This window comes from Cupriavidus sp. FW306-01-F10A, assembly GCF_058782785.1.
The window spans coordinates 67,306-77,634 of record NZ_JBYSYA010000028.1; the positions used below are offsets into that span (position 1 = coordinate 67,306).

The window sequence follows — 10,329 nt, forward strand, 5'->3', positions numbered from 1 at the left end:
CCTCACCTGCCCGATCAGTAGCGATCGAGGTCGATGTCGATACCCAGCGAGCGGATTTCCTTCACCAGCACGTTGAACGATTCCGGCATGCCGGCATCGATCGAGTGCTCGCCCTTGACGATGTTCTCGTACACCTTGGTACGGCCGTTCACGTCATCGGACTTGACCGTCAGCATTTCCTGCAGCACGTACGACGCGCCGTAGGCTTCCAGTGCCCAAACTTCCATCTCACCGAAACGCTGGCCACCGAACTGGGCTTTACCACCCAGCGGCTGCTGCGTCACCAGCGAGTACGGGCCGGTGGAACGCGCGTGCATCTTGTCGTCGACCAGGTGGTGCAGCTTCAGCATGTGCATCACACCCAGCGTGACCGGACGCTCGAACGCTTCGCCGGTGCGGCCGTCGAACAGCGTGACCTGCTGCTTGGAAGCGGTCAGGCCCTTCTCCTTCGCGATCTCTTCCGGATAGGCGAGGTCCAGCATGCGGCGGATTTCGTCCTCATGCGCACCATCGAACACCGGCGTCGCGAACGGCACGCCCTTCTTCAGGTTCTCGGCCAGCTCCAGGACTTCCGAATCCGACAGGCTGTCGAGGTCTTCGACCTTGCCGCTCTCGTTGTAGATCTGCGTGAGCAGCTTGCGCACTTCGGCTGCCTTGGCTTGCGCCTTCAGCATGTTGCCGATGCGCTCGCCCAGGCCGCGCGCGGCCCAGCCCAGGTGGGTCTCGAGAATCTGACCCACGTTCATCCGCGAAGGCACGCCCAGCGGATTCAGCACGATGTCGGCAGGCGTACCGTCGGCCATGTAGGGCATGTCTTCGATCGGGGTGATCTTGGACACGACACCCTTGTTGCCGTGACGGCCGGCCATCTTGTCGCCAGGCTGCAGGCGGCGCTTGACGGCCAGGTACACCTTGACCATCTTGATCACGCCCGGCGGCAGTTCGTCGCCCTGCGTGAGCTTCTTGCGCTTCTCTTCGAAGGCCAGGTCGAACTCGTGGCGCTTCTGCTCGATGGCTTCCTTGACGGCTTCCAGCTGGGCAGCCAGTTCTTCGTCGGCCGGACGGATGTCGAACCAGTGGTACCTGTCGATATCCGCCAGGTATTCCTTGGTGATCTTGGCACCCTTGGCCAGCTTCTTCGGACCGCCATTGACGGTCTTGTCGATGAGCAGGCGCTCCAGACGCTGGAACGCGTCGCCTTCCACGATACGCAGCTGGTCGTTCAGGTCCAGGCGGTAGCGCTTCAGCTCGTCGTCGATGATCGACTGGGCACGCTTGTCGCGGGTCACGCCTTCGCGGGTGAAGACCTGGACGTCGATCACGATGCCGCTCATGCCCGACGGCACGCGCAGCGAGGTATCCTTCACGTCCGAAGCCTTCTCGCCGAAGATCGCGCGCAGCAGCTTCTCTTCCGGGGTCAGCTGGGTCTCGCCCTTTGGTGTGACCTTGCCAACCAGCACGTCGCCGGCTTCGACTTCAGCGCCGATGTAGGTGATGCCCGACTCGTCCAGGCGAGCCAGCTGGGCTTCGGCCAGGTTCGAGATATCGCGCGTGATTTCTTCCGGTCCCAGCTTGGTGTCGCGGGCAACGACCGACAGTTCCTCGATGTGGATCGAGGTATAGCGGTCTTCGGCCACCACACGCTCCGAGATCAGGATCGAATCCTCGAAGTTGTAGCCGTTCCACGGCATGAACGCCACCAGCATGTTCTGGCCCAGGGCCAGTTCGCCCAGGTCGGTCGAGGCGCCGTCGGCGATCACATCGTTGCGGGCAACGATATCGCCAACCTTGACCATCGGACGCTGGTTGATGTTGGTGTTCTGGTTCGAGCGCGTGTACTTGATCAGGTTGTAGATGTCCACGCCGACTTCACCGGCCACGGCTTCGTCGTCGTTCACGCGGATCACGATACGCATCGCGTCGACGTAGTCGACCACGCCGCCACGCATCGCCTGCACGGCCGTACCCGAGTCGACCGCAACGGTGCGCTCGATGCCGGTGCCGACCAGCGGCTTGTCCGGACGCAGGCAAGGCACGGCCTGGCGCTGCATGTTGGCGCCCATCAGTGCACGGTTCGCGTCATCGTGTTCCAGGAACGGCACCAGCGAGGCAGCGGCCGACACGATCTGCGACGGCGCCACGTCGATGTACTGCACGCGGTCCGGCGTGACCATGCGGGTTTCACGCTCGGAGCCTTCACGCGCCGACACCAGTTCGTCGGTCAGGTTGCCGTCGGCGTCAACGGTCGCGTTGGCCTGCGCCACCACGTACTTGCCTTCCTCGATCGCGGACAGGTAGTCGACCTGGTCGGTCAGCTTGCTGTCGACCACCTTGCGGTACGGCGTTTCCAGGAAGCCGTATTCGTTCAGGCGGGCATACAGTGCCAGCGAGTTGATCAGACCAATGTTCGGACCTTCCGGCGTTTCGATCGGGCACACGCGGCCATAGTGGGTCGGGTGCACGTCACGGACTTCAAAGCCGGCGCGCTCGCGCGTCAGGCCGCCCGGGCCCAGTGCGGAGACACGGCGCTTGTGCGTGATCTCGGACAGCGGGTTGGTCTGGTCCATGAACTGCGACAGCTGCGACGAACCGAAGAACTCGCGGATCGCCGACGAGATCGGCTTCGAGTTGATCAGGTCGTGCGGCATCAGGTTCTCGGTCTCGGCCTGGCCCAGACGTTCCTTGACGGCACGCTCCACGCGCGACAGGCCGGCGCGGAACTGGTTTTCGGCCAGTTCGCCGACGCAACGCACGCGACGGTTGCCCAGGTGATCGATGTCATCGACCTCGCCCTTGCCGTTGCGCAGGTTGACCAGGATCTTGATGGTCTCGAGGATGTCCTCGTCCTGCAGCACCATGGCGCCTTCGCCGGTCGGGCGGCCCAGACGGCTGTTGACCTTCATGCGGCCAACGCGCGACAGGTCGTACGACTCTTCGCTGTAGAACAGGCGCTGGAACAGCGCTTCCACCGCTTCTTCGGTCGGCGGCTCGCCCGGGCGCATCATGCGGTAGATCGCGATCCGCGCAGCGGTCTGGTCGGCGGTCTCGTCCACGCGCAGGGTCTGCGACATGTACGGGCCCTGATCCAGGTCGTTGGTGTACAGGGTCTGGATCTGCTTGACGCCGGCTTCGCGCAGGTTTTCCAGCAGCGTTTCGGTCAGCTCGTCGTTGGCGTTGGCAATCACCTCGCCGGTATCCGGGTCGATGATGTTCTTGGCCAGCACGCGGCCCAGCAGGTAGTCTTCCGGCACGCTGATCAGCTTGGTGCCGGCCGAATCCAGGTCGCGGATGTGCTTGGCGTTGATCCGCTTGTCCTTCTCGACCACCACGCGGCCGTTCTTGTCGGCGATGTCGAAGCGCGCGACTTCACCGCGCAGGCGCTCGGGCACGAACTCCAGCTGCGCGCCTTCGGCCTGCAGCGTGAAGTTGTCGAACACGAAGAAGTGCGCGAGGATCTGTTCCGGGGTCAGGCCGATCGACTTCAGCAGGATCGTCACCGGCATCTTGCGGCGGCGGTCGACGCGGAAGTACAGGATGTCCTTCGGATCGAATTCGAAGTCCAGCCACGAACCGCGGTAGGGAATGATACGTGCCGAGAACAGCAGCTTGCCCGAGCTGTGGGTCTTGCCCTTGTCGTGCTCGAAGAACACGCCCGGCGAGCGGTGCAGCTGCGAGACGATGACACGCTCGGTGCCGTTGATGACGAACGAACCGGTGGAAGTCATCAGGGGGATCTCACCCATGTAGACTTCCTGCTCCTTCACTTCCTTGACCTTGCCCGGGTTCTCGCGATCGTTGATGATCAGGCGAACCTTGGCGCGCAGGGCCGAGTGGAACGTCAGGCCACGCTGCTGGCACTCCTTGACGTCGAACGGCGGGTTGGACAGGTGATACGAGACGAACTCCATACGGGCAAGCCCGTTATGCGAGGAGATCGGGAAGATTGCGTTGAAAGCGGCCTGGAGGCCTTCGGTCTTGCGACGCGCGGTCGGCGTTTCCGCTTGCAAGAACTGAGTGTAGGATTCAATCTGGGTGGCAAGCAGGAATGGAACCTGATGTACCGTCGCGCGCTTCGCAAAGCTTTTGCGAATGCGCTTCTTTTCGGTGAAGCTGTACGCCATGGGATCTCCGAATCATCGCAGGGCTGGCTGGACCTGGCCGGACCTGAGGTGTTCAGCGACTGGGAGGGGATTTGGCGGTTGGCCGCTACCAACCTCTGGCTGACGGTGTCCGCACGCTGCGGGCGGTGTGGTCGTCGCATCAAGCGCAACGCCTGTACTCGCCCGGGGGACACCCGACCAAACTTGTCTTCTGCAGTCGGTTCAGAAGACAAACATCAGCAGCAACCACTTAGTGTGCCACTGATGTTTGGCCTCTGCTGAGACTCCGGCATGCCCAAGGGCATCGAGACTCGCAAACATCACTTTCTGTTGCGAAGAGTGCTTCTCAAAACACTTTCGCACAAGCGCAAAAAGGCTGGCGCCGGGAATTTCCCTTTGCCAGCCCCATCCGCGTGCCGAAAGGGCACGCGAGCAATGCCTTACTTGACGTCGACCTTCGCGCCAGCGTCTTCCAGCTTCTTCTTGGCTTCGGCAGCAGCAGCCTTGTCCACGCCTTCCTTGACGGGCTTCGGTGCGCCATCAACCAGGTCCTTGGCTTCCTTCAGGCCCAGGCCGGTGATTTCGCGAACAGCCTTAATCACGCCGACCTTGTTGGCGCCGACTTCGGCCAGGATCACGTTGAACTCGGTCTGCTCTTCAGCAGCGGCGGCACCGCCGGCGCCCGGGGCAGCAGCCACAGCCATGGCAGCAGCCGACACGCCAAACTTCTCTTCGAACGCCTTGACCAGGTCGTTCAGTTCCATCACGGACATCGCGCCAACGGCTTCCAGGATGTCGTCTTTGGTGATTGCCATTTGAAATACTCCTACTAGATTTGATTCGGTATCGGTAATGCGATCTTTCGATGCGAGGCCTGGATTGCCTTAGGCGCCAGCGGCTTCCGCTTCCGCGGGAGCGCCTTCGGCGTTCTTGGCAGCCAGTGCAGCCAGCAGACGGGCGAAGCCCGACACCGGTGCCTGCATCACGCCCAGCAGCTGAGCAATCAGTTCGTCGCGGCTCGGGATCGAGGCCAGCGCCTTCACGGCGGCAGCGTCGAGAACCTTGCCGTCATACGACCCGGCGCGCAGGACCAGCTTGTCGTTGGTCTTGGCGAAGTCGTTCAGAACCTTGGCCGACGACACTGCATCTTCGGAAATACCGTAGATCAGCGGACCGGTCATCTGCTCTGCGAGGCTTGCAAACGGCGTACCTTCGACGGCACGGCGGGCCAGCGTGTTCTTCAGAACACGCAGGTACACGCCTTGCTGACGAGCGGTGGAACGCAGCTTGGTCAGATCGCCAACCGTAATGCCGCGATATTCGGCCACGACGATGGTCTGGGCCTTGGCGACTTGCGCCGAAACCTCAGCAACGACGGCCTTCTTATCTTCAATATTGAGTGGCACGGTTAAGCTCCAAAATGACGCTAGCCCTCCGGCAATACCGGAGTCTTCACGTCAGCACAAACGAACGGCGTCCGATTGGCCCGAATCACCCGGGACAGGCCCGGATTCATCAATCCCTTCGGGTGCGCCATCTGCGCTGGTTGCCCGGGGTTGGTCATGCACGGCACCTGGCCCTGCTTGTACCTCCCGGCCGATTAAGCCCGCATGCCTGACTGCGGTCATGCGGACACCAGCGGTCTTTGATAACCAGCGGCGACTGCCTGAACACAACGTGTCCGACTGCCGCCACTGCCCAAAGCCTTGCTCCCTGTCCTTGTCCCGCCGCTTGGCAGAACCAGGTCCGGAGCCGATCCCCGCTTACGCCAGGATCTTCAATTCGCGGCCGACCGGTGCTATCGGGTCCGGTCAGCCCATGCCGTCAGCTCAGGCCGACAGCGAAGCTTGTTCCACGCGCACGCCAACGCCCATGGTGGACGAGACGGCGATCTTGCGCAGGTACACGCCCTTGCTCGTAGCCGGCTTGGACTTCACCAGGGCTTCCAGCAGTGCGGACAGGTTGCTCTTCAGCGCTGCGTCGTCGAACGAGCGGCGGCCGATGGTGGCGTGGATGATACCGGCCTTGTCGACACGGAACTGCACCTGGCCAGCCTTGGCGTTCTTCACGGCCTGGGCCACGTCGGGCGTCACGGTACCGACCTTCGGGTTCGGCATCAGGCCGCGCGGGCCCAGGATCTGGCCCAGCGTACCGACGATACGCATCGTGTCCGGCGAAGCGATCACGACGTCGAAGTTCAGGTTGCCGGCCTTGACTTGCTCGGCCAGGTCTTCCATGCCGACGATGTCAGCACCGGCGGCCTTGGCGGCTTCGGCCTTTTCGCCCTGGGCGAACACAGCCACGCGAACCGACTTGCCGGTACCTGCGGGCAGCACCACCGAACCACGAACCACCTGGTCCGACTTCTTGGCGTCAATGCCCAGCTGCACGGCCACGTCGATCGACTCGTCGAACTTCGCCGAGGCGCAGCCCTTCACCAGGCCCAGGGCCTCGTCGATCGGGTAAAACTTGGTACGCTCGATCTTCGCCTTGTTGGCGGCGACGCGCTTGGAAACCTTAGCCATTTACAGACCCTCCACGGTGATGCCCATCGAACGAGCCGAACCGGCGATGGTACGCACGGCGGCGTCCAGGTCGGCGGCGGTCAGGTCAGCGTTCTTGGCCTTGGCGATTTCTTCAGCCTGGGCGCGGGTGATCTTGCCAACCTTGTCGGTGTGGGGCTTCGGCGAACCCTTGGTGATGCCTGCTGCCTTCTTGATCAGCACGGTCGCCGGGGGCGACTTCATCACGAAGGTGAAGCTCTTGTCGGCGAAGGCGGTAATCACCACCGGCACCGGCAGACCGGGTTCCATACCCTGGGTCTGGGCGTTGAACGCCTTGCAGAACTCCATGATGTTCAGACCACGCTGACCCAGTGCGGGACCAACGGGCGGGGAGGGATTTGCCTTACCAGCCGGAATCTGCAGCTTGATAAAGCCAATGATCTTCTTGGCCATCTCTACTCCAATCCGGATCGCTCTTTCGGGATGCGATCCTGTTGAGTCGTAACGCGCTGTCGCCGCACCTTCGGCACGGCCTCACGCTCCTCTTGGCGCCGCCACCGGGGCGTCGCCGTTGCCAATTGCCGCCCTTTCAGGCCGCAGCCGGCAAATTCCTTAAACCTTCTCGACCTGGCCGAACTCGAGCTCGACCGGCGTGGCACGCCCGAAGATCGTGACCGAGACGCGCAGGCGCGATTTCTCGTAGTTCACTTCTTCCACGTTGCCGTTGAAGTCGGTGAACGGGCCGTCCTTGACGCGCACCATTTCGCCCACCTCGAACAGCGTCTTGGGACGCGGCTTCTCGACCCCTTCCTGCATCTGGGTCATGATCTTGTCGACTTCGCGCTGCGAAATCGGGCTCGGGCGGTTGCGGGCGCCGCCCACGAAACCGGTGACCTTGCTGGTGTTCTTCACCAGGTGCCAGGTCTCGTCGGTCATTTCCATTTCCACCAGCACGTAGCCGGGGAAGAAACGACGCTCGGTGACCGACTTGTGGCCGCCCTTGATTTCCACGACTTCTTCGGAAGGCACCAGGATGCGGCCAAACTTGTCCTGCATCTCGGCGCGTTCGATGCGCTCCTGCAGCGCGCGCTGCACGCTCTTCTCCATGCCGGAATAGGCATGCACGACATACCAGCGCTTCTTCGACGAAGGCGATTCCGGCGCGGTGGTTTCCTGCTGAGCGTTATCCGTCATGTGCTACCTCTTATTTCCAGCCCAGCACGAGCGAGAAGACGACCCACTCGATGAGCTTGTCAGCCGACCACAGGAACAGCGCCATGATGACGACAAAGACGAAGACCAGCCCCGTCATTTGCCCGGCTTCCTTGCGCGTCGGCCAGACGACCTTGCGAACTTCCCGATACGATTCCTTGGCGAACCCGATAAAGTCCTTGCCTGGTGCCGACACCAGCGCAACTACGATACCCAGTGCAATACCACCGAACAGTGCGGCGCCACGTACATAAGACGGTTGCTGTGCCAGTGCATAGAAACCGATGACGCCCGCAACCACCAGCAGCACCGCCACGCCAAGCATCCACTTGCCGCTGCTGGCGTTCACGGTTTCAACATTGGGATTGGCCATGTTTCGCAAACGAGACTAAGCCGCGTCACGATTGCTCTTCGCGACGCGGCTGATTGATTTGGCAGGGGCAGAGGGAATCGAACCCCCAACCTTCGGTTTTGGAGACCGACGCTCTGCCAGTTGAGCTATACCCCTAAAACAACTGTGGGGCCGGCGCTGGCGCCAACCCCTTCTGGCAACGAACGCGGCCGGTTGGTGCCGCGTTCGCTATCAAACAACTTAGTCGAGGATCTTTGCCACGACGCCGGCGCCGACGGTACGGCCACCTTCACGGATAGCGAAGCGCAGGCCTTCTTCCATGGCGATCGGGGCGATCAGCTTGACGGTGATCGACACGTTGTCACCCGGCATGACCATTTCCTTGTCCTTCGGCAGCTCGATCGAGCCGGTCACGTCGGTCGTACGGAAGTAGAACTGCGGGCGGTAGTTGTTGAAGAACGGGGTGTGACGGCCGCCTTCGTCCTTCGACAGGATGTACACCTCGCCGGTGAAGTGGGTGTGCGGCTTGATCGAACCCGGCTTGCACAGCACCTGGCCGCGCTCGACGTCTTCACGCTTGGTGCCGCGCAGCAGCAGGCCAACGTTGTCGCCGGCTTGACCCTGGTCCAGCAGCTTGCGGAACATTTCCACGCCGGTGCAGGTGGTCTTCACCGTCGGCTTGATACCGACGATTTCGATTTCCTCACCGACCTTCACCACGCCGCGCTCGATACGGCCGGTCACCACGGTGCCGCGACCCGAGATCGAGAACACGTCTTCCACCGGCATCAGGAAGGTACCGTCAACGGCACGCTCCGGCGTCGGGATGTAGGTGTCCAGCGCTTCGGCCAGGTTCATGATGGCCACTTCGCCCAGCTCGCCCTTGTCGCCTTCCAGCGCCAGCTTGGCCGAACCCTTGATGATCGGGGTGTCGTCGCCGGGGAACTCGTACTTCGACAGCAGCTCGCGAACTTCCATCTCGACCAGCTCGAGCAGTTCAGCGTCGTCCACCATGTCGCACTTGTTCAGGAACACGATGATGTACGGCACGCCAACCTGGCGGGCCAGCAGGATGTGCTCACGCGTTTGCGGCATCGGGCCGTCAGCGGCCGAGCAAACCAGGATCGCGCCGTCCATCTGGGCGGCACCCGTGATCATGTTCTTCACATAGTCAGCGTGGCCCGGGCAGTCAACGTGCGCGTAGTGGCGGTTGGCCGTTTCGTACTCGACGTGGGCGGTATTGATGGTAATACCGCGTGCCTTCTCTTCCGGCGCTGCGTCGATTTCGTCGTACTTCTTGGCGGCACCGCCAAACTTGGCTGCCAGCACCGTGGCAATCGCTGCGGTCAGCGTGGTCTTGCCATGGTCAACGTGACCAATCGTACCAACGTTCACGTGCGGCTTGGTCCGCTCGAACTTTTCCTTTGCCATTTCGCGACTCCTGTCTCGGTAGCGATATTGCCAGTGCGTGGTATTTGGTGCCCATGGGCAGGATCGAACTGCCGACCTCTCCCTTACCAAGGGAGTGCTCTACCACTGAGCCACATGGGCGAAACTTGACGTACTACTCTGACAGCAACCGCGCGACTGGAGCGGGTGAAGGGAATCGAACCCTCGTCGTAAGCTTGGAAGGCTTCTGCTCTACCATTGAGCTACACCCGCCCGGTTCTTTCCTGCTTCTTCACCGGCACTGCCGGCTGCTGTCTTGCATTCTGGTGGAGAGGGCTGGATTCGAACCAGCGTAGGCGTAAGCCAACAGATTTACAGTCTGCCCCCTTTAGCCACTCGGGCACCTCTCCGCAGAGAACTATCGATTATGGGGCTTCTCACCTTGCCTGTCAAGCACTTTCCGTTGCGGATGCTGTACTTGGCCAGACCAGGGAAGGCGTTCCAGCGTGGCGCTTGAACCGCCTGATCACTCCCACAAGCGCAGTTTAGATTTCTGCGTTCTCACCCTATAGGGGCTTTCCAGCGTCGCTCCTGGAGGCTCTGAGGCCGCCTGGCAGGCCCCGCGAGGCCGCTCGCGACCACGAGCCGGAAAAGACAAAACCCCTCGCAGCACACGCTGTCGAGGGGTTTTGGGAATAAGAGCCTGGCGATGACCTACTTTCACACGGGAATCCGCACTATCATCGGCGCGGAGCTGTTTCACGGACCTGTT

At 62.0% G+C, this 10,329-nt stretch carries 9 protein-coding genes and 4 tRNA genes; 1 reads left to right on the forward strand and 12 read right to left on the reverse strand.

Annotated elements, in window-relative coordinates; translation table 11 throughout:
• Window positions 1-14: 14 nt before the first annotated feature.
• A complete protein-coding gene (rpoB, locus tag AC3WLF_RS27700; RefSeq protein WP_492320446.1) occupies window positions 15-4,121 on the reverse strand; it encodes a DNA-directed RNA polymerase subunit beta in 4,107 nt (1,368 codons plus the stop codon).
• Between rpoB and AC3WLF_RS27705 the strand changes: the two genes are divergently transcribed.
• Entirely contained in the window at window positions 4,002-4,382 is a 381-nt protein-coding gene (locus AC3WLF_RS27705) for a hypothetical protein (RefSeq protein WP_162166395.1), read from the forward strand. The two genes, rpoB and AC3WLF_RS27705, sit on opposite strands and share 120 nt — an antisense overlap.
• 158 nt (window positions 4,383-4,540) lie before the next feature.
• Here the strand turns inward: AC3WLF_RS27705 and rplL are convergent, their stop codons facing one another.
• The 11 genes from rplL to AC3WLF_RS27760 form a co-directional block, all read right to left on the reverse strand.
• Window positions 4,541-4,915 carry a 50S ribosomal protein L7/L12 gene (gene rplL / locus AC3WLF_RS27710; RefSeq protein WP_010810464.1) on the reverse strand — a complete coding sequence of 125 codons (375 nt, stop codon included), beginning with the start codon at window positions 4,913-4,915 and terminating at the stop codon, window positions 4,541-4,543.
• Between the two features lie 69 nt (window positions 4,916-4,984).
• Window positions 4,985-5,506, reverse strand: a complete 522-nt coding sequence (rplJ, locus tag AC3WLF_RS27715; RefSeq protein ID WP_010810465.1) for a 50S ribosomal protein L10 — start codon at window positions 5,504-5,506, stop codon at window positions 4,985-4,987.
• A 423-nt stretch (window positions 5,507-5,929) separates the two neighbouring features.
• Window positions 5,930-6,625 carry a 50S ribosomal protein L1 gene (gene rplA, locus AC3WLF_RS27720; protein WP_010810466.1) on the reverse strand — a complete coding sequence of 232 codons (696 nt, stop codon included), beginning with the start codon at window positions 6,623-6,625 and terminating at the stop codon, window positions 5,930-5,932.
• Window positions 6,626-7,057 carry a 50S ribosomal protein L11 gene (gene rplK / locus AC3WLF_RS27725; protein ID WP_010810467.1) on the reverse strand — a complete coding sequence of 144 codons (432 nt, stop codon included), beginning with the start codon at window positions 7,055-7,057 and terminating at the stop codon, window positions 6,626-6,628.
• 159 nt (window positions 7,058-7,216) lie between these two features.
• A complete protein-coding gene (gene nusG / locus AC3WLF_RS27730) occupies window positions 7,217-7,798 on the reverse strand; it encodes a transcription termination/antitermination protein NusG (protein ID WP_010810468.1) in 582 nt (193 codons plus the stop codon).
• A 10-nt stretch (window positions 7,799-7,808) separates the two neighbouring features.
• Window positions 7,809-8,189 (reverse strand): preprotein translocase subunit SecE, encoded by a 381-nt coding sequence (gene secE / locus AC3WLF_RS27735; RefSeq protein ID WP_010810469.1) that lies wholly within the window; start codon window positions 8,187-8,189, stop codon window positions 7,809-7,811.
• A 59-nt stretch (window positions 8,190-8,248) separates the two neighbouring features.
• Window positions 8,249-8,324, reverse strand: a tRNA-Trp gene (locus AC3WLF_RS27740).
• An 84-nt stretch (window positions 8,325-8,408) separates the two neighbouring features.
• Window positions 8,409-9,599 (reverse strand): elongation factor Tu, encoded by a 1,191-nt coding sequence (tuf, locus tag AC3WLF_RS27745; protein ID WP_492320443.1) that lies wholly within the window; start codon window positions 9,597-9,599, stop codon window positions 8,409-8,411.
• A gap of 45 nt (window positions 9,600-9,644) precedes the next feature.
• Window positions 9,645-9,719 (reverse strand) — tRNA-Thr (locus tag AC3WLF_RS27750).
• A gap of 37 nt (window positions 9,720-9,756) precedes the next feature.
• A tRNA-Gly gene (locus tag AC3WLF_RS27755) sits at window positions 9,757-9,830 on the reverse strand.
• 51 nt (window positions 9,831-9,881) lie between these two features.
• Window positions 9,882-9,967: transfer RNA gene (locus tag AC3WLF_RS27760), tRNA-Tyr, on the reverse strand.
• Between the last annotated feature and the right edge of the window lie 362 nt (window positions 9,968-10,329).

What these genes read in the sequence shown, in the direction of transcription:
- rplK (WP_010810467.1), bottom strand. Translation starts at nt 7,057, where the DNA reads ATGGCCAAGAAGATCATTGGCTTTATCAAGCTGCAGATTCCGGCTGGT.
- rplA (WP_010810466.1), bottom strand. Translation starts at nt 6,625, where the DNA reads ATGGCTAAGGTTTCCAAGCGCGTCGCCGCCAACAAGGCGAAGATCGAG.
- tuf (WP_492320443.1), bottom strand. Translation starts at nt 9,599, where the DNA reads ATGGCAAAGGAAAAGTTCGAGCGGACCAAGCCGCACGTGAACGTTGGT.
- rpoB (WP_492320446.1), bottom strand. Translation starts at nt 4,121, where the DNA reads ATGGCGTACAGCTTCACCGAAAAGAAGCGCATTCGCAAAAGCTTTGCG.
- rplL (WP_010810464.1), bottom strand. Translation starts at nt 4,915, where the DNA reads ATGGCAATCACCAAAGACGACATCCTGGAAGCCGTTGGCGCGATGTCC.
- nusG (WP_010810468.1), bottom strand. Translation starts at nt 7,798, where the DNA reads ATGACGGATAACGCTCAGCAGGAAACCACCGCGCCGGAATCGCCTTCG.
- secE (WP_010810469.1), bottom strand. Translation starts at nt 8,189, where the DNA reads ATGGCCAATCCCAATGTTGAAACCGTGAACGCCAGCAGCGGCAAGTGG.